The organism is Bacillus sp. FSL R10-2201 (assembly GCF_038008665.1).
Classification (GTDB): domain Bacteria; phylum Bacillota; class Bacilli; order Bacillales; family Bacillaceae_G; genus Bacillus_A; species Bacillus_A mycoides.
This window is the reverse complement of record NZ_JBBOZP010000001.1, coordinates 213,553-232,823: the sequence shown is the minus strand read 5'-3', so window position 1 is coordinate 232,823 and position 19,271 is coordinate 213,553. Positions and strand designations below refer to the sequence as shown.

21 protein-coding genes are annotated in these 19,271 nt (G+C 36.2%); 2 read left to right on the top strand and 19 right to left on the bottom strand.

The features are described 5' to 3' along the window. Window positions 1-45: 45 nt before the first annotated feature. From NSQ69_RS01330 to NSQ69_RS01295, 8 genes are all read right to left on the bottom strand, one after another. The gene (locus NSQ69_RS01330; protein WP_002169298.1) at window positions 46-1,218 is read right to left on the bottom strand and encodes a homogentisate 1,2-dioxygenase; all 1,173 of its coding nucleotides are present in this window, start codon (window positions 1,216-1,218) and stop codon (window positions 46-48) included. Further along, window positions 1,184-2,140, bottom strand: a complete 957-nt coding sequence (locus NSQ69_RS01325) for a fumarylacetoacetate hydrolase family protein (RefSeq protein WP_033730978.1) — start codon at window positions 2,138-2,140, stop codon at window positions 1,184-1,186. Before NSQ69_RS01325 ends, NSQ69_RS01330 begins: the two co-directional genes overlap by 35 nt. 66 nt (window positions 2,141-2,206) lie before the next feature. Next, complete coding sequence (gene hppD / locus NSQ69_RS01320; RefSeq protein WP_050001436.1) at window positions 2,207-3,325, bottom strand: 4-hydroxyphenylpyruvate dioxygenase; 1,119 nt, start codon at window positions 3,323-3,325, stop codon at window positions 2,207-2,209. 310 nt (window positions 3,326-3,635) lie between these two features. Continuing rightward, complete coding sequence (locus NSQ69_RS01315; protein WP_001083697.1) at window positions 3,636-3,746, bottom strand: DUF3948 family protein; 111 nt, start codon at window positions 3,744-3,746, stop codon at window positions 3,636-3,638. A 42-nt stretch (window positions 3,747-3,788) separates the two neighbouring features. Beyond that, on the bottom strand, window positions 3,789-3,905 hold the full coding sequence (locus NSQ69_RS01310) for a DUF3948 family protein (protein ID WP_002029425.1): 117 nt from the start codon (window positions 3,903-3,905) through the stop codon (window positions 3,789-3,791). A gap of 35 nt (window positions 3,906-3,940) precedes the next feature. Then, window positions 3,941-4,057: a DUF3948 family protein gene (locus NSQ69_RS01305; protein ID WP_000654250.1), complete on the bottom strand. Its 117-nt coding sequence runs from the start codon at window positions 4,055-4,057 to the stop codon at window positions 3,941-3,943. Window positions 4,058-4,092: 35 nt separating this feature from the next. Beyond that, window positions 4,093-4,203, bottom strand: a complete 111-nt coding sequence (locus NSQ69_RS01300) for a DUF3948 family protein (protein ID WP_002169299.1) — start codon at window positions 4,201-4,203, stop codon at window positions 4,093-4,095. Between the two features lie 43 nt (window positions 4,204-4,246). Beyond that, the gene (locus NSQ69_RS01295; protein ID WP_002009865.1) at window positions 4,247-4,366 is read right to left on the bottom strand and encodes a DUF3948 family protein; all 120 of its coding nucleotides are present in this window, start codon (window positions 4,364-4,366) and stop codon (window positions 4,247-4,249) included. A gap of 464 nt (window positions 4,367-4,830) precedes the next feature. Between NSQ69_RS01295 and NSQ69_RS01290 the strand changes: the two genes are divergently transcribed. Next, complete coding sequence (locus tag NSQ69_RS01290) at window positions 4,831-5,703, top strand: Cof-type HAD-IIB family hydrolase (RefSeq protein ID WP_002187510.1); 873 nt, start codon at window positions 4,831-4,833, stop codon at window positions 5,701-5,703. A 182-nt stretch (window positions 5,704-5,885) separates the two neighbouring features. Here the strand turns inward: NSQ69_RS01290 and NSQ69_RS01285 are convergent, their stop codons facing one another. The 6 genes from NSQ69_RS01285 to NSQ69_RS01260 form a co-directional block, all read right to left on the bottom strand. After that, window positions 5,886-6,851 carry an ABC transporter ATP-binding protein gene (locus NSQ69_RS01285; RefSeq protein ID WP_002124795.1) on the bottom strand — a complete coding sequence of 322 codons (966 nt, stop codon included), beginning with the start codon at window positions 6,849-6,851 and terminating at the stop codon, window positions 5,886-5,888. Then, window positions 6,848-7,828, bottom strand: coding sequence for an ABC transporter ATP-binding protein (locus NSQ69_RS01280; protein ID WP_002091396.1), 981 nt, complete (start codon window positions 7,826-7,828; stop codon window positions 6,848-6,850). Before NSQ69_RS01280 ends, NSQ69_RS01285 begins: the two co-directional genes overlap by 4 nt. Before the next feature lie 10 nt (window positions 7,829-7,838). Then, complete coding sequence (gene opp4C / locus NSQ69_RS01275) at window positions 7,839-8,762, bottom strand: oligopeptide ABC transporter permease (protein ID WP_002124793.1); 924 nt, start codon at window positions 8,760-8,762, stop codon at window positions 7,839-7,841. Window positions 8,763-8,775: 13 nt separating this feature from the next. Then, window positions 8,776-9,732, bottom strand: coding sequence for an ABC transporter permease (locus NSQ69_RS01270; protein WP_033730959.1), 957 nt, complete (start codon window positions 9,730-9,732; stop codon window positions 8,776-8,778). A 103-nt stretch (window positions 9,733-9,835) separates the two neighbouring features. Beyond that, window positions 9,836-11,563 (bottom strand): ABC transporter substrate-binding protein, encoded by a 1,728-nt coding sequence (locus NSQ69_RS01265; RefSeq protein ID WP_002169302.1) that lies wholly within the window; start codon window positions 11,561-11,563, stop codon window positions 9,836-9,838. A gap of 243 nt (window positions 11,564-11,806) precedes the next feature. Continuing rightward, complete coding sequence (locus NSQ69_RS01260) at window positions 11,807-13,510, bottom strand: ABC transporter substrate-binding protein (protein ID WP_341098888.1); 1,704 nt, start codon at window positions 13,508-13,510, stop codon at window positions 11,807-11,809. A gap of 233 nt (window positions 13,511-13,743) precedes the next feature. Here NSQ69_RS01260 and NSQ69_RS01255 point away from each other — a divergent pair, with 233 nt between their 5' ends. Further along, complete coding sequence (locus NSQ69_RS01255; protein ID WP_002115459.1) at window positions 13,744-13,941, top strand: hypothetical protein; 198 nt, start codon at window positions 13,744-13,746, stop codon at window positions 13,939-13,941. Window positions 13,942-13,956: 15 nt separating this feature from the next. Here NSQ69_RS01255 and NSQ69_RS01250 read toward each other — a convergent pair whose 3' ends face one another. The 5 genes from NSQ69_RS01250 to NSQ69_RS01230 all read right to left on the bottom strand — a co-directional run bounded on the left by NSQ69_RS01250 (window position 13,957) and on the right by NSQ69_RS01230 (window position 19,243). Continuing rightward, on the bottom strand, window positions 13,957-15,102 hold the full coding sequence (locus NSQ69_RS01250) for an ABC transporter permease (protein WP_002169304.1): 1,146 nt from the start codon (window positions 15,100-15,102) through the stop codon (window positions 13,957-13,959). A gap of 11 nt (window positions 15,103-15,113) precedes the next feature. Then, window positions 15,114-16,310: an ABC transporter permease gene (locus NSQ69_RS01245; protein ID WP_002124787.1), complete on the bottom strand. Its 1,197-nt coding sequence runs from the start codon at window positions 16,308-16,310 to the stop codon at window positions 15,114-15,116. A 15-nt stretch (window positions 16,311-16,325) separates the two neighbouring features. Beyond that, window positions 16,326-17,258: an ABC transporter ATP-binding protein gene (locus NSQ69_RS01240; RefSeq protein WP_000960163.1), complete on the bottom strand. Its 933-nt coding sequence runs from the start codon at window positions 17,256-17,258 to the stop codon at window positions 16,326-16,328. 138 nt (window positions 17,259-17,396) lie between these two features. Beyond that, window positions 17,397-18,053, bottom strand: a complete 657-nt coding sequence (locus NSQ69_RS01235) for a response regulator (protein WP_033730961.1) — start codon at window positions 18,051-18,053, stop codon at window positions 17,397-17,399. Next, complete coding sequence (locus NSQ69_RS01230) at window positions 18,050-19,243, bottom strand: sensor histidine kinase (protein WP_000902013.1); 1,194 nt, start codon at window positions 19,241-19,243, stop codon at window positions 18,050-18,052. Before NSQ69_RS01230 ends, NSQ69_RS01235 begins: the two co-directional genes overlap by 4 nt. Between the last annotated feature and the right edge of the window lie 28 nt (window positions 19,244-19,271).

The following is a 19,271-nucleotide window of genomic DNA, read 5'->3' as shown; positions in this document are numbered from 1 at the left end:
TCCATAAAAGAGGCATGCTCCCGTAGTGAGCATGCCTCTTTTTACTTATTTCACAGTATATGAACCCTCTTCAATCCAGCTATACATATATTTTTCATCTTCCGTCTCATGTGCTTGTTTTACAATACGAAGCGGACGGAATGTATCTATCATAACGGCCAGTTCAAGTGTCTCTTTCTTCCCTATACTCGCTTCTGTTTTCCCTGGATGTGGCCCATGCGGGATCCCGCTTGGATGAAGCGTAATAGAACCTTCTTCTACACCTTTTCGGCTCATAAAGTTACCTTCTACATAGTACAGTACTTCATCACTATTCACATTACTATGATAATATGGTGCCGGAATAGATTCTGGATGATAATCGTATAAACGCGGTACGAAAGAGCAAATGACGAAATTATGCCCTTCGAATGTTTGATGTACTGGTGGTGGCTGATGAATACGACCTGTAATTGGCTCAAAATCCTCCACATTAAAGACCCACGGATATAAATAACCATCCCACCCAACAACATCTAACGGATGGTGCCCTAACACATGCTTGTGCATATAACCTCTCGACTTTGTCATTACGACAAACTCACCTTTGTCATCATATGTCTCCAATTTTTCCGGGCCACGAATATCCCTTTCACAAAACGGACTATGTTCTAACAATTGCCCATATTCATTGCGATAGCGACTTGGTGTTGTAATTTGGCTATTTGCCTCTACAACAAGAAACTTAGTCTCTCCCTCATCTGGAATAACACGATAAATCGTTCCAATTGGAATTGTTACATAATCACCTTTTCTATAGTGAATCGTTCCAAACATCGTTTCAATTTTTCCTGTTCCATAATGAACAAATAACATTTCATCGCCATCACCATTACGGTAAAAATAATCCATTTTTTCTGTTGGACTCACTACTCCAATTAATAAATCCTCATTCCCAAGCATAAAGTTTCTTCCGCTTACTGCATCACCAGTTTTTTTATTTTCTTTCGTACGGAAGTGGCGATGAGCAAGAAGGGCATCCTCTTCATACTGTAACTGACAAGAATGCGATAATGCCGCGTGCCCTACTTCTGTTGGCATATAATGATGATACAAAATAGACTGGGTACCAGAGAAACCTTTTGTCCCCATTACCTGCTCACGATAAAGCGATCCATCTTTTTTACGAAATTGTACATGTCGTTTATGAGGTAGCTCCCCCATGTGACGATAAAACATGCCCATCACCTGCTTTCATGTCTTTTTTGACCGTATTACGTAACGTACCTAAACCAGTAATCGACAGCTCTACAACATCTCCATCTTGTAGCCACTCTTCTGTACCAAGTTCTAAAATACATCCTGTTCCTACTGTCCCAGAACCAATCACATCTCCTGGATATAACGTAACGTCTTCCGAAGCACGTTCAATCATTTCAGCAAATGTATAGTAAATATCTTGGAAGTTTCCCTTTGATAATATCTTTCCATTTACATGAGCAGTCATCTCTAAATCATAACGATCACCGTTACGATAAACGTCTAATTCCTCTTTCGTAACGAGATACGCTCCTAATGAAGTTGCAAAATCTTTTCCTTTCGCTGGACCGAGTCCCACTTTCATTTCTGTTACTTGTAAGTCCCTTGCGCTCCAGTCGTTCATAATGCAGTAACCAAAAATATATTCCTCTGCTTGTTCACGAGAAATGTTTCGTCCTTCTTTCCCAATTACGCAAGCAATCTCTAACTCATAATCAAGCTTTTTAGACTTCTTCGGACCAATAACAAAATCATCTGGTCCAATAACAGCACGGTGGTTCGTAAAATAAAAAACCGGGATATCATACCATTCAGGTACAACATCTAACCCTCTTCGTCCGCGAGCTGTTTTTACATGCTGCTCAAATGCATAAAAATCTCGAATGCTACTCGGATTAGGAATTGCCGCTGCAAATTGAACTTCCTCTAAGGAATATATACCCTTTGCAGGATTCTTAATATTACGCAATACTTCTACATACTCATCTGCTTTCTCTAAAAAGGCGAACATAGAAGAAGGTAATTGTCCATCACTCGCAAGATTCATATCGATTACTTTGTCACCTTCAAGCCATCCAGCTCGCATTTCTTTCGATGGGAGACGAAATGTAACAAATTTCATCGTGATTCCTCCCTATGAAAATGAAATTTCCACCAACAAAGGAACTCTTGCTGGTGGATACAAATTTTATAAATTTCCGCGACGCTCTTGTTCTCTTTCAATTGATTCGAATAACGCTTTAAAGTTCCCTTCGCCAAATCCACGAGAACCTTTACGTTGGATGATTTCAATAAATAGAGTTGGACGATCTACAATTGGTTTCGTAAAGATTTGTAATAAATAACCTTCTTCGTCACGGTCTACTAGAATCTTCAATTCTTTTAATCTATCAATTTCTTCATCAATTTTTCCAACACGTGCAGTTAACTCATCGTAATACGTATCTGGCGTATCTAAAAACTCCACGCCATTCGCACGAAGCACTTCAATTGTTTTTACAATGTCACTTGTTAATAAAGCAAGATGCTGTACACCCGCTCCGTTATAGAACTCTAGATATTCTTGAATTTGTGACTTTCTTTTTCCGTCTGCTGGTTCATTAATTGGAAACTTAATACGGCTTCCATTCGTCATAACTTTTGACATTAATGCCGAATACTCTGTGCTAATATCGTCATCATCAAAGTGAATCATTTGTTTAAATCCCATGACGTTCTCATAATAACTAACCCATTCTTCCATTTTCTCAACGTTACCAACGACATGGTCTACAGCAATTAAACCGGATTCTTCAAATGGAATATTGAACTCTACCCTTTGAAATCCTGGCATGAATGTTCCTTTATAATTTTTACGCTCTACAAGCGTATGAATTGTATCACCATACGTACCAATAACCGCTTTCTTCAAGGTACCTTCCTCATCTGTTAACTCTTCAGGAGGAGCAATCGCAACAGCGCCACGTTTTACAGCTTCAGAGTATGCTTTATCAACATCATCAACAAGTAAAGCCACATCCTTCACTCCATCACCATGAGTCTTTACAAAATCTGCAATACGACTATCACTACTTAAAGCTCCAGACACAACAAAACGCATATTTTTTTGCACAAGAACATAAGATACCTTTTCACGGTTTCCTGTTTCTAATCCAGAATAAGCTACAATTTTGAATCCAAACGCTCTCGCAAGATAATAACTTGATTGCTTTGCATTCCCTACGTAAAATTCCAAATGATCTACATCACGTACCGGAAAAAAGTCCTCCATTTGTGCAGCTAGCGTATCCATAGATTTTTGTTTCATAATATCTTCATCCCCCTGTAAATAGATTAAATGGTCCATACTTAAAACCAACCGAAAACGCTTCCAACATCAATTAATAGAAATTAGTTAGCAAGCTAACAATTTCCGACCTTTAAAATTTTCTATCTTTTCTGTCAAATTCCTCTTTTTTTCTTACATATAAAATTCGACTTTTTTCTCTTTAAAGTAAGGGGAAAATATTAATACTTGAAGGTATATATGAGAGGAAAACAAAAAAGACTCCAACATATTAACTACTTACTAATACGTTAGAGTCTTTATTTTTTTTGAATGATTGTATTTATATTTTTCATACTAATATATTTGCAAGGAATAGAATAAATGATGTTAATATTACCGCTCCGCCTAATGATCCTAATAAATCTGTTTTTGTTACTTGTAACACTTGTTCACTGTTCATATTCCTCATTCTCCTTTCATTTTGTACAATTTAAAACTTTTATTATACTAATACGCTTGATAGAAATACGATTAATGCTGTTAATACTACTGCTCCGCTTGCTGATCCTAAGAAATCACCTTTTGTTACTTGTAATACTTGCTCTTTCATATCTTTCATTCTCCCTTCATTTATCTTTTGTTACAAAACTTCTATTATACTAATACGCTTGATAGAAATACGATTAATGCTGTTAATACTACCGCTCCACTTGCTGATCCTACGAAGTCACCTTTTGTTACTTGTAATACTTGCTCTTTCATATCTTTCATTCTCCCTTCATTTATCTTTTGTTACAAAACTTCTATTATACTAATACGCTTGATAGAAATACGATTAATGCTGTTAATACTACCGCTCCACTTGCTGATCCTACGAAGTCACCTTTTGTCACTTTTAATACTTGCTCGTTGTTCATAACTTTCATTCTCCCTTCTCTTATTTTTGTTACAAAACTTCTATTATACTAATACGCTTGAAAGAAATACGATTAATGCTGTTAATACTACTGCTCCGCTTGCTGATCCTAAGAAGTCACCTTTTGTTACGTTTAATACTTGCTCGTTGTTCATATCATTCATTCTCCTTTTTTATAAGTTATCTATATGTAATTACTAAGAAATGATTAGTTCATAGTTTTCATGTTAACGTTACATTGAAATTAATTACGTAACGTTTGTAACACTAATGTAACATAACTATTATTACGTTGCAATATAATTACGTAAATTTTATTACACTTTTTTTACGTTTTTTTAAATAAACACTCAAAAACCTTGTTTTAATGCGTTTTCTACTACAATCACATTTGTAACACTAGTGTAACATTAAGGTCATAAAGCGAAATATAATATTATTCATCTCTATTTTGTTAAAAACCAAAGTGAAACTTTAATCAACGAGAGTTCCATTCCCTACTAATTATTCCCCTCACCAATCGCACTTTTACTAGAAATTAATGCGGGATAAAATACTATCTTTCCAAGATAAGTTTATATGTTTCCTCTATATAACTATGTATAATGGAAACAAAGAGGTGGTCATTTTGAAATTAATCGCACTAGATATGGATGGTACACTACTATCATCTAATCTTGAAATCTCCAAAGAGAACTTACAAGCTATCCAAACCGCAAAAGAGGCTGGTCATATTGTAATGATTTGTTCTGGCCGCGCGAAAGAGGATGCTTTGAAATTATTGGAAGAATATAAACTATCTCTTCCAGTTGGAGCAAGCAATGGGGCAATTGTTTATGTGGACGGAAAAGTAATTAACTCGCGTTGTTTACAAAATGATAAAGTATACAAGCTTGCAAAATTACTAGAATCTGAAGGTTTTCCATATAAGTTGTACACAAATAAAGGGGTTTATTCTCCTTATACATGGCAAGGTCAAGTTATGCAGGCATTCGAAGAAAATAAACATACACTAGATGTTACACTTGAGGAACTTGAAAGAATTACAGAAAAACAAAAGAAATCTAACTTAATTACTGATTTCCAAAAAATAGAAGATGTCGTAAATAATCCAGAATTAGAAATATCTAAATTCTTCATTTTAACATTTAATGCTGCTCATCGTTCACAGCTATTACAAACTTTACAAGAAGATACGGACATTTCAGTTACGGCATCAGCTCCTACTAATGTAGAAATTATGGATAAGCATGGCCATAAAGGCAATGGTTTGCAAGAAATGGCAGCTTATTTCAATATACCAATTGAAGATACTGTTGCAATCGGTGACAACTTTAATGATGTGCCAATGCTACAAGTAGCCGGCTTATCAGTTGCAATGGGAAATGCTGAAGAAGACGTAAAAAAATTATGTGACGTTGTTACATTAACAAATAATGAAAACGGTGTTGCTCATGCAATTGAGCAATTTGTATTAAAACAAACTTCATCTAGTAAATAAAGTGAAACTTTAATCAGAGGTGGGGTTCCTCTGATTATTAGTTGAACCAATCGGGCTTTTACGGGCAGTAAGACTCCCACCTAACTTCCCCGCATGTGTCGAATTTTCAGGTGGGAGTCTTACTGCCCGTTAATGCGGGGTAAAAAAAGGACTCTTTCACATTTTGAAAGAGTCCTTTTCTTTTACACATGATGACAAGCAACAAAATGATCTTCACCCACATTACGGAATTCTGGTACATTCGTTTTACAAATATCTGTAGCAACGGGGCAACGTGTATGAAAACGGCAACCTGATGGTGGATTTGCAGGACTTGGAATATCCCCTTCTAGAATAATCCGTTCTCGCTTAACCGTTGGATCCGGTATTGGCACTGCTGATAACAATGCTTTTGTATATGGATGAAGCGGATTCGCAAATAACTCATCACGTGGTGCTGTTTCCACAATAGTTCCTAAATACATAATTCCAATTTTCGTACATAAGTGCTCCACAACACTTAAATCATGTGAAATGAATAAATAGGATAATCCCTTTTTCTCCTGTAATTCACTAAACAAATTAATGATTTGCGCTTGAATAGATACATCTAATGCCGCAACAGGCTCATCAGCTACAATAAATTCTGGATCTAATACCATCGCCCTTGCAATAACGATACGTTGACGTTGCCCACCGGAAAACTCATGAGGGTACCGGTCAATATGATACGGCGCTAAACCACATAACTCCAATACTTCTATCACCTTTGCACGGACATTTTCTTTCGTCGCTAGTCCGTGAGCCAACATTGGCTCACCAAGCGCTTCTCCAATTCTCATTCTTGGATTTAATGAGCTAAATGGATCTTGAAAGACGAGCTGCATATTAGGACGATGCTTTCTCAGCTCTTCTTTTGATAAAGCATGAACATCTTGACCTTTAAATTTCACTTCACCTTCTGTTTTTTGAACGAGACGGAGAATTGTTTTTCCTATCGTCGTTTTCCCACTTCCAGACTCTCCTACAAGGCCAAACACTTCTCCCTTATCAATTGTAAAGCTTACCCCATCTACCGCTTTCACATGTCCAATCGTTCTACTAAATACGCCGCCCTTAATCGGAAAATACGTTTTTAAGTTCTTCACTTCTAATAATGGTTCACTCATTGCCCAGCACGCTCCTCATATAACCAACAAGCTACTTTATGATCCTCGTCATGCACATTAAGATTTGGCGCTTCATTTTTGCATATTTCCATGCAATGTTCACAGCGGCCACTAAAGTAGCAAAACTCATCTAAGCCAACTAAATTTGGAACTTGCCCTGGAATAGAATAAAGTTTATCTGTTCGTTTCCCCATTACTGGTTTTGATTTTAGCAGCCCTTGCGTATATGGATGTTTCGGATTTTGAAATATCTCTAGTACCGGTGCCTCTTCAATAACTTTTCCACCATACATAACGACAACATAATCGGCCATTTCTGCTACAACACCTAGATCATGTGTAATTAATAAAATGGACGTTTTAAATTCCTCTTTTACTTGTCTTAGTAAGTCTAATATTTGCGCTTGAATCGTAACGTCTAGAGCTGTTGTCGGTTCATCTGCAATTAATAACTTTGGATTACAACTAAGTGCAATAGCAATCATAATACGTTGTAACATACCACCGCTTAATTCGTGCGGATAAGAATGGACAATTTCATCAGCACGAGCAATACCAACTTTACGAATTAATTCAATTGCTTTTTTGTATGCTTCGTTTTTGCTAAGTAGTTCATGCTCTCTTAACGTCTCAACAATTTGCTCTCCAACAGTAAAGACCGGATTAAGTGATGTCATCGGTTCCTGGAAAATCATCGCGATATCATTTCCTCTTAAACTACGAAGTTCTTTCTCTTTCATTCCTAAAAGACTTTTTCCTTCATAAAGAATATCACCACCAACGATGCCGCCAGATTCAGCAATAAGTCCCATAATAGATAAAGCCGTTACACTTTTCCCGCAACCTGATTCGCCTACTACACAAACTGTTTCACCTTCTCGAACTGAAAAGCTAACATGATTGACAGCCTTTACTGTACCTTCTTCCGTCTGAAAGTGTGTTTGTAAATCCTTTAGCTCTACTACTGCTCTACTCATGCTTTCTCACCTACCGCTTCATCTTTGGATCTAATGCATCACGAAGTGCATCGCCAAGTATATTAATTGATACAACTGTTATAAAGATTGCAAAACCAGGCGGGATCCATAACCACGGACGCTTTTGGAAATCGATTAATGAGTTTGCTGCACTAATCATATTTCCCCACGATGGTGTAGGCGGGACAACGCCAAGTCCTAGGTAACTTAGTGCAGACTCTCCTAAAATAGAACCTGCAACACCTAATGTGGATACAACAATTAATATCGGCAGAACATTTGGGATTAAATGATATACAATTTTCCGGTAATCGTTTATCCCGAGTACATCAGCAGCTTGCATAAACGATTGTTCTCGCAGCGATAAAATTTGACCTCGTACGAGGCGTGCAAGTCCTGGCCAACCTACTAAACTTAAAATGATCATAATGACATAAAGACGATAATCAGATGGTACTTTCCATTCTGATAAAATAGCTCCCATTATAATAAGTAACGGTAATCCTGGCATCGACATTAAAATATCCGCGAGACGCATTATAATATTATCGACGATACCACGGTAGAAACCTGCAATCGCTCCTAATAAAGCACCTAGTATAACGGATAACACCATTGAGGCTAAGCCAATTGTTAATGAAATCCGTCCTGCTTGCATAAGCCTCGTTAAAATGTCTCTTCCTAATTGATCTGTGCCAAGCCAATGAGAAAAACTAGGTGGTTTGTTAATTAACGTAACTTGTATTTTTCCTGATGCATACGGTGAAAAGAATGGACCAATAAAACAAAATAAAAACATAAAAACTAATGCGTAAAATCCTATAAGTGCCATTTTATTTTTCTTTATCCTTTTAAAAGCTTGCCTCCACGGCGATGATCCATTCCTTCTTTTCTTTTTTTCTTTTTTTTCCGTAGTTGTTGTAACAGTTTCCATCTCTTTCCCCCCCTTACTTCAACCGAATACGTGGATCAACAACTGCATATACAATATCCGCTAAAAAGTTTGAAAAAATTGTCAAACACGAAAGAAACATCGTAAATGCCATTAATACCGTATAATCACGAAAATTAAGTGCTTCTAATTGAATATTACCGATACCTGGCCAGTTGAAAATTTGTTCTATAATAATTGCCCCTGAAAACAACCCTGGTAATTCAAATGCAAGCAATGTAATAGCCGGCAAAATTGCATTTTTTAATGCATGTTTATAAATAACGGTCTTCTCCTTTAACCCTTTTGCTCTAGCCGTTCGAATGTAATCTTGCCGTACAACCTCTAACATACTCGTTCTAAAATAACGAGTTAATGAGCCAACTCCAAGAAGAGTTAAAATAAATACGGGTAAAACCATATGCTTTGCAACTTCTATTCCGTAAGCAAGCCCAGTTGAATTACTCCCAACATCAATCATCCCGCCTATCGGTAACAGCTTAAAGTCAACCGCAAACACTTTAATTAAAAACAAACCGATAAAGAATGAAGGAAATGACATCGCTGCAAATACACCAATTGTTACAAGCTTATCGAATAAAGAATGTTGCTTTGTCGCTGAAAATACACCGATAATAAGTGCAATTAGCCAAATAAAGAACAATGCAATAATCGCAACAATAAACGAATTCCATATAAATTTATTTAATAATGACGTTACAGATTCTTGATATTGAAGAGAAAAACCAAAGTCCCCCTGCAATGCATTACCTAGCCAGTGAAAATATCGCTCAACAATTGGTTTATTCAATCCATACAATTCCCTAAGTTCAGCTGCTCTTTCCGGTGTAATCTTCGGGTTTGAATCAATATAATCTCCTGGAAGAAGTGCGAACAGGAAGAAGATAATAATCGATGTCCCCAACAGTGTAGGAATCATTTGTAACAGCCTACGAATGATATATGTTTTCACCCTTTTTCTCTCCAATCTTATGCTTAAAATAGAAGAACATTTTTTCAAAGCGGCACACTACTTGCCGAATGAAAAAATGTCTTCTACTTATACATTCTTCTCGTTATTTTTCGATAGATAGAGCTGGTAAGTTTGCACTAATACTATTGTATTTTTCAGGGTCAATTCCTTTTATATTCCCGTTATAACCAGTAATTGTTCTACGATAGTTTAATAGAATTACTGGTGGATCATCACTTAATTCTTTATACAGTTCTTTATAGATTGGTTTACGTTTTTCAATATCTACCGTTTCAATACCCTTTTGAATTAACTCATCTACTTTTGTATTTTTATAACCAAGACTCTTCTCATTGACACCCGACAAATATTCACCAGCTGTTTCACTCGGATCACTTGTAATTGGTGTCGAAACAGAAGCTAAATCATAATCACCTTTGTTTACCTTCGAAAGCATAGTATTAAAGTCCATAAATTCAGGGTTAAATTCTACACCTATTTCTTTATAATTCTCTTTTGCAATCGGAATTAATAAATCGCTATCTTTAGCCGAACTTGGGCCGAAATAAGAAAGCTTTAATTTTTGACCATCTTTTTCACGAATTCCATCCGAACCAACTTTCCATCCTGCTTCATCTAATAATTTTTTCGCTTTTTCTTTGTCGTATTCATATTTATTAACTCCTTCTTCCGTATAAGCCCAAGAAGTTGGATGAATTGGTACATTAGCTACCGTACCGTATCCTTTCAATGCTGTATCAACATATTTTTTACGATCTAATCCGTAAATAAGTGCTTGACGAACCTTTTTATCCTTTAAGTACGGCTTATTATTATTCATATAAATATAGCTAAATGACGCTGCTGTTTCGATTTGGATATTTGCAAATTCTAAAGCCTTAGCCTGTTCAAGAACTTCGTCACCAGTACCTAGGCCAGTGTAGTCAACCTCACCTGTTTGGAATAATTGAAGCTTCGTATCACCAGAAGTAATTTTATAAATGAAGTTTGGAATTTTTGGTTTACCCGCATAATAATTTTCATTTGCTACAAATCGCACTTCTTGCCCTGGGATATACTTTTCAAATTTATATGGACCCGCAGCTATCGGTTTTTCATATAACGCTTTTAAGTAATCTAAGCTTGTATTTTGTTTGTAATCTTTTCCATAATAAGCTTTTGATAATACCTCTCCACCTAAGGCTGTTAGTGCCTGTGAATTAACTTTTTTAGTTGTAATTTTAATTGTCTGTGGATCAACAACTTGAATTCCTTCAATAGAAGTTGCTTTTCCTTCTTTATATTCTTTACCACCTTTAACAGCATATTGAGAAATGTCTTTGTCACCCTCATATGCCTTATCATGTAAAAGCGTCAATGTGAACGCTACATCATCTGCTGTTAATGGTGAACCATCGCTAAATTTCAAATCTTTACGTAAATGGAATGTATATGTTAACTGATCAGAGGAAATATCCCACTTCTCAGCTAATTCTGGAGTTGGTTTTCCTTGTTTATCTGTAGATACAAGGGATGCAAAAATAACTGAAGTGACGTTTCCATCCCAACCATTTTGTTGGAAATATGGTAAAAATACGCCGCCTGGTTTACTAATGCCAACTACTAACGTATCTTTTCTATTCTTCGCTTTATCTGGTACTTTCGTCTTATCTGTCGCAGCAATATTTTCAACTTTTATATTTTTTAAATCTTGCTGTTTTACTGGTTCTGTAGAAGCCGTATCCTCCTGTCCCCCACAAGCAGATAACACAAGCGAACTACTCAGTAATACCGAAAATACACCAGCCCATTTTTTTGTCTTTTTCTTCATTGTCCCCACCCTAACTTTTTTTTAATAATTACACCTTATGAACTGCTTGCCTAATGTATGCCTCCCACAGCAACATTTTATAGCCAATCGGAAAAGTCGGTTTTGGTTATAAAAAAATAGTTGTTTTTGAGGGGTAACAATCTTATTCCGACCTTTCCGGTAGACTTTATGGTTATTAACTTATATCTTTCAGTATATTTTGTCAATTATTTCTATATAAATATTTCGATAATTCTTTCGAAATTATTGAGCAATATTCAATTTAGGTAAACTTAACAAAATACCATTATAATTATCTTCTTGTAATCCTTGAATTCGTGCATTATGTGCAGACACGACTTTACTATTGTTTAAGAAAATAACAGGTGGATCTTCACTTAACTCTTGATATAGTTTTTTATAGATTTCTTTTCGTTTTTCAATATCCAATGTTTCTAATGCCTGCTTAGCTAATTCATCTACTTTCGGATTATGATATCCATCATAATTACGCTTACTTGTCGAAACAAACTCCTCAATTGTTCCGCTCGGATCATCAATCATCGGTGTGGAGACCATCGCTAAATCATAATCTCCTTTAATTACCTTGGAAATCATCGTATTAAAGTCCATGTATTCAGGATTGAAATCTACCCCAATCTTTTTATAATCCTCCTTCATAACGGGGATCATCACATCATTGATTTTACTTGCAGAAGAAGCAAAATAACTTACCTTCAATTTTTGGCCATCTTTTTCACGAATACCATCTGATCCAGCTTTCCACCCAGCTTCATCGAGCAATTTCTTCGCCTTTTCTAAATTATATTCGTATTTATTGATTCCTTCTTCTGTATACGCCCACGAAACTGGTGTAATTGGTACATTAACGAGTGAAGCGTATCCTTGGAAATATGTATCAATGACCTTTTGACGCTCTAATCCATAAATAAACGCTTGGCGTACACGTTTATCTTTAAAGTATGACTTCTTATAATTCATTTTAATGTAACCGTATGAACTTCCCGTATACACATTAACATTAGCAAAGCCTAACTCTTTTAATTGTTCAATCGTCTCCGCATTTGTCGTGAAGCCATCATAATCTACTTCGCCCGCTTGAAATTGTTGCAGCTTCGTATCACCTTTTGTAATTTTATAAATAAAGTGCTCAATCTTCGGTTTACCTTCAAAATAATTTTCATTTGCTACAAAACGAACCTCTTGACCTGGAATATATTTATCTAGTTTATAAGCTCCTGCTCCCATCGGTTTTCCATATAACTCTTTTAAATACTCTAAATTCCCTTGCTTATATTCTTTACCGTAATAAGCTTTTGATATAACTTCTCCACCAATTAACGATAATGTTTGGGCATTTACCTTTTCAGTTGTAATCGTAATTGTTTTCGGATCGATGACTTGAATCCCCTCAATAGATGTAGCCTTTCCTTCTTTATATGCTTGCCCACCCTTTATTGCTGTTTGGCTTATGTCCGTTACACCACTATAAGTTGGATCATGTAGTAAAGTTAATGTAAATGCTACGTCATCCGCTGTTAACGGTGAACTATCACTAAACTTTAAATCATCTTTCAAATGAAACGTATATGTAAGCTGATCCTCCGAAATATCCCATTTCTTCGCTAGAATTGGAATTGGTTTCCCCTCCTTATCCAATCCAACGAGAGGAGCAAAGATAGCTTGTGTTATATTACCATCCCACCCATTTTCCATAAAATGCGGAAGGAATATCCCGCCAGGGCTCGGCATTCCCACTACAAAGGTATCCTTTCTTTCTTTTGCCTTTGCTGGACTTTTTGCTTTGTCACTCGCTTTAATAAACTCATCTTTTACTTTCGGCATCTTTGTTGCTTCATTTGTACTTGTCTCTTCTTGAGCACATCCTGCTAATAAAACCGATGTACTAAGAAACGTAAAAAGTAACCCTTTAAAAACCTTTCGCATAATTCTCACCCTTACTTTCCTGTTTTTTTATTAAGTGGTAACATAACGCCAATTCTGTAATTATCTTTACTTTACCTATAAAAATAGTATGAATTAATTTCAAGATTATTCCTTTTCACTAGTTATGTCAATCCTTGCTAATTGATGTCTTTCAAAAAATAAAAAACACCTTCTATTACCTAATAGTCCCGCATAGAATAATAACAATTAACTACCAAGAAGGGGGCGAAAATATGGACAACCTATTCCAATATGTCCTGCACTATGTATTATTAACAATCATAATAGTCGGGGCGTTATTACTATTCCCTTTCTTCCCAAAGTTCGTCCTCTTTTTAGCTTTTTTTATTATGCTCGGGATCGCTATTATAATTTCAACAAGGGAAGATACCACACAAAAAGAAAGCAGAGTTCAGCGCGTAAAGCTGTAACTCTGCTTTCTTTTTTCAGTCATAACGTATTCTTGTTAAACCAATTACGAAAAATACTCCTGCAAATAAAATGAGTATACCAATATATCCTCCTATATCAGCTAATGTACCTCCCCTTACAATTAACTCAGTAAAGCCACGCATCGCCCACGTTTGCGGAACAAAATTTGCCGCCGCTTGCATCCATGAAGGCTCAATTTCAATTGGCCAATAAAGACCACCAATCATACACGTTGAAATTACAACGATATTCCCTAGTGCGGACTGCTGTTCTGTTGTTTTCACGATACTTGCCAATAATAAAGCTAGACCAATAACCGCTAATAGCAATACTGAAACGAGTGTAATAACCCCTAATAAATTTCCCCACTGCACATCAAATAATGAATGCGTTAATATCATTAAAACACCAAATTGAATCCACCCTATTAAAAAGAAGGAAAGGATATATCCTGCTAGTATTTGAACTTTTGAAACTGGTGCCCCTAATAAACGAGACCAAACACCAAGTTGTCTAGTTTTCAAAATAGTTCCCGTCGCACTTAACATGACAATCATGACGAATAGAATTGAAAAACCTGCCGCTCGCCCTGTAACGTTATTTAACTTTTGATCATCGTGTAAAATCAATTCTTTTTGAATCGAAACAGGATCTATTTTTGTATAAATTGTTTCATACATCGTTTCCCACGAAGTGTTACTTTTCTTCTCAAAATCTCTTGCTGCACTAACTTCTATCTCCATCTTTTTTAATGCACTTGCTAATACTTGCTCTACAGAAGTTCCACCCGTAAAATCAGCACTGGCTTGAAATTGGATATTTTCTACTTTTCCATCTAGCATACTCTTTTGAAAATCTTTCGGAATGATGATTATACCAGATGCTTTCTTATCTTCGATCCTCTGTGTCCCTTCCCTATACGTTACCTTTTCTATAGAAATTAAATCACTTTTCTTTATTTCCTCATAATACTTGCCAGATAATACAGAACCATCTTTATCTACTAAACTAATATTTACTTTCTCATTCCCACTTCCGCCTAAAAGTCCACCGAATATGAGTGTAAAAATAATAGGCATTCCAAACATGAGTATATAACTTTGTGGCTTAATTAAAATTTGTTTTAATTCTAGCCAACAAAGCGCCCAAACTTTCTTCATCATTTCCCCTCCTATCTCGTACGTAAACGTAACGTTCCAATCATAACGGAGATAATTCCTGCACTACATAAACTTAAAATGACAGGGAATAGCACATCCCAAGATGTTCCCGACATAATATTTAAAAAGCTCGTAAGTGCCCATTTATTCGGAGCAATATTTGCAACTGTTTGAAGTGTATCGGGAAATACGTAAATCGGTAACATTGATCCTCCTAATATAGCTAGTATTTGAATACCGATTCCCCCCATTAAGTCTGCCGTTTTTTCCTCACGAATAAAAGCGGCGATTAACATAGATAAACCAGAAACACAAATTGCATAAGAAATTCCCAACACTACTATTTGAGACACATCTGCGCCCCATTCCACATGAAACATAAAGTGTGTAGCAACTATAAATATTCCAAATTGTATACAGGCAAATAGTAATGTACCTAAAAACTTCCCGAATAAAATTGAAAATGAGCTCGTCGGTGTACTGAACAAACGCGCCAACGTTTCAGTTCGTTGCTCTGTTACAACTGACTTTGCACCTACTGTTATGTTATATAGTAAAAACATGACTAACATTGCTGCTGCATAATATTGCATCGCTGCAACTGTTTTTTTTCCTACCGTTCCTTTTTGGATGTTACCCACACTTGCAGTTGCTATCGTCTGTAGACTTCCACTTACCTCTTTTGCAACTTGTGCTACATCACTCTGCTGAGATTTTGCTAATTCTGTTACAACACTTTTAGTAGATACTGCGACTGTTTGAACACGTTCTGAAAAAGAGCGGATCATTGACTCAGCAATTTTTGCTTGTATATCTTTTGATGGGTCTATAAGCACCTTTGGTTCTTTTAATTTTCCATCTTGTACTTGTTCGCTCCATTTATTTGGGATGGCAATTCCTACATCTATTTTCTTTTCCTTTAACATATCTTCAAGCTCTTCCCGAGAGTTAACTACCTTTACTTTCACATCATCTTTTATTTCTTTAGATTGCAATACATCTTTTTGAAAGACATCTGCAAACTCATCCGTTCCCTCTTGATAATAGCCAATTACTGTTTTCGGTAGTCCACCACTCTCAAATACATTACTTAATGCTGAACCTAAAATGGCCGTTAATACAAGTGGCATAATTAACATCATCATAAATCCGCGCCGATCAATTAAACGGATTTTTAAATCTTTCCATGCAATAATGAAACTTCTCATCTCGTACTAACCCCCTTAATCACGAAGTGAACGTCCTGTTAATTGTAAAAAAAGTGCCTCTAAATTCGGTTCTTTTACTTCCAGTTTTAAAATTTGAGCTTTGTTTTCAACAACTTCTGAAACAACTATGCCAATTGCCTCGCCACCATTTAGTCCAATATCAATCGTGCTACTATCTTCGTCAAAAATAATCCGCTCAACAACAGGTAGTGCCTTCAACTTTTGTAGCAGTTCCGTACTGTAGCGATTTAATTGCAATTTCACCATAAACCCATCTGTTAGACGATTACATAGCTCTCTTTTCGTTCCTAGTGCAATTACCTTTCCATGATCAACGATGGCAATTCGCTCACATAAATACTCAACTTCTTCCATGTAATGACTCGTATAAATGACCGTCATACCTTTTTCATTTAACTTTTTAACAGTCTCTAAAATATGATTTCTCGACTGCGGATCAATCCCGACTGTCGGTTCATCCATAATTAATAACTCTGGTTCGTGCATAAGTGCTGCACCAATATTAATACGCCTTTTCATTCCACCTGAAAATGTTTCAATTTTATCTTTTCCCCGATCCTGTAAACCGACGTAAGCTAACACTTCCTCTGCCCGCTCTTTTGCAACTTTTCCATTTAAACCGTACATCTTTCCCCAGAAGATTAAATTTTCCTTTGCTGAAAGTGTCGGATACAGCGCAATGTCTTGCGGGACAATACCGATTTTCTTTTTCGCTTCTAATGGATACTCTTTTACAGATTTCCCACCAACTTTTATATCACCACTATCGTATGGAATTAACCCGCAAATCATTGATATCGTCGTTGATTTCCCCGCTCCGTTTGGTCCAAGCAATCCAAATGTTTCACCTTTTTTCACTTCAAAAGAAACATTCTTTACGATTTCCTTCTTGCCAAATGATTTCGTAATATGATCTATGACTAACATATTGATTCAGCCCCTTTGTATTCATCTACACTTTCATTGTAGAAAAATTTCTTCTTCTCTCCATCACCCTTAAGATAGAAATACAAAATAAAAAAGCAGCAAATTCTGCTGCTTTTTCACACTTATATATGCCAAAAGTCATGTGTACATCGTGACGCCATACCTTACTGCGTATATTGCTGCTTGTGTTCGATCTCTCAGTTCTAGCTTACTAATCAAATTAGAAACATGATTCTTAACAGTTCCCTCTGTAATAAATAGCTTTTCGGCAATCTCTTTATTATTTAACCCCAGTCCAATTGCTCTTAAAACATCTACTTCTCGCTCAGTTAATTGTTTTAGTTGTTCTGGTGGGTTACACTCTACTGCCACTTTCGTCTTTTTTAATTCCTCTATAATTTGCGCTGTTATATCCTGAGGAAGCACAACCCCGCCACTATACACCGTTAAAATTGCTTGCGCGATTGCATCTGTCTCCATATCCTTCAATAAATAACCACTCGCTCCTTGCTCTAATGCCTCAAAAATAAGCTCACTATCACTAAAAGTTGTTAACATAAGAACCTTTATATAAGGAAACTTTTCTCTAACTAAACGAGTTCCTTCAACACCATTCATACGAGGCATCCGAATATCCATCAAAATAATTTCAGGCTGTAATTGTTTCACCTTTTGTACGACTTCATCCCCATCACTAGCCGTCCCTACCACTTCCAGTTCCGGACGTAAATTTAATATCATTGCCAATCCATCACGAATCAGTGATTGATCATCAACAATCATAATTCGAATCATAACGCTCCCCCTATTACCCATGTTTTTTCTCGGAGTGGAAATTCGATTTTTAGGCGAAAACCTTTTTCTATTTCACTCTCAAATTGAATGATTCCACCATGCTCCTCTACACGTTCTTTCATATTAAGTAAGCCAAATCCAGGGCTTACTTCATTGACTCCCATACCATTATCCAAAATACATAACTTAACTTGTTCCACTGAACAAACTAAACTCACTTCACATAAACTAGCTTTTCCGTGACGTTTTGCATTCGTTAAAGACTCTTGCATAATACGAAGCAACGTAGGCTGTAGTGACAACGGAATCAAAACCGGATCTCCTTGTAATTGAAAAGATACTTGTACTTTCGTCACTTTAGAATATCCATGTAACATTTCACGCATATTCTCTATTATGTTCCCTAGTTTACTTTCCTCTTTTAAGGCATGCACAGAAGCTCTCACTTCTTGAAGTGATTTTCTAGCTAACCCATGGCATGTATGTAAAACCTCTTCTGTAGCGTCCGATTTTTGTTTCCATAAAACCTCCGCCAGTTGTAACTGAACAAGTAATGCCGTCATATTATGACCAACAGTATCATGAATTTCTCGGGCAATATCATTTCGCTCCCGAACAGCTGTCAATTCTTCTACCTCTTTTGCATATAGACGTAATTGCTCATGTGCTTCTTTTAAAGCTGTATGAGATAATGCTAATTCCCCATATTGCTCATCTACCATTTGCCGAGCAGCTGTAAGTTTTTTTATTAAGTTTCCAGCTAAAGCACTGAAAATGATAAACATAAAGTTAATTGCATTACTCTCCAATTCCAGACTCTCTGTATGTTGATACGTATGTAGTATATTTATAAACCAACAAAGAAAGAAAAAAGCGATAAAAAAATAAGTCATCCTTTTACGCCAATCATGAATAAATAATCCTACCGCATCAATTCCAAATATAATTAAATACAAACATGTCTCGGGAAATAAAAACCCTAATAACGCTGTGACAATACCGTTTGTGAGCAAGGTATAAAAAACAAGTTTCCTACTCCCTTTTGCTTTTACAAGCAAAATATGATTCACAATATAAATAAAAAGTGCAATACCGACAAAAATTTGTAAATTTTCTGTTTCACGTGAAACATGATTTGCGTAAACTAAGCAAATCATGACGATTGTAGCAATCCGCGCATATCCTAACATAAAATTCTCCCCACGTTTTAGTGACCTA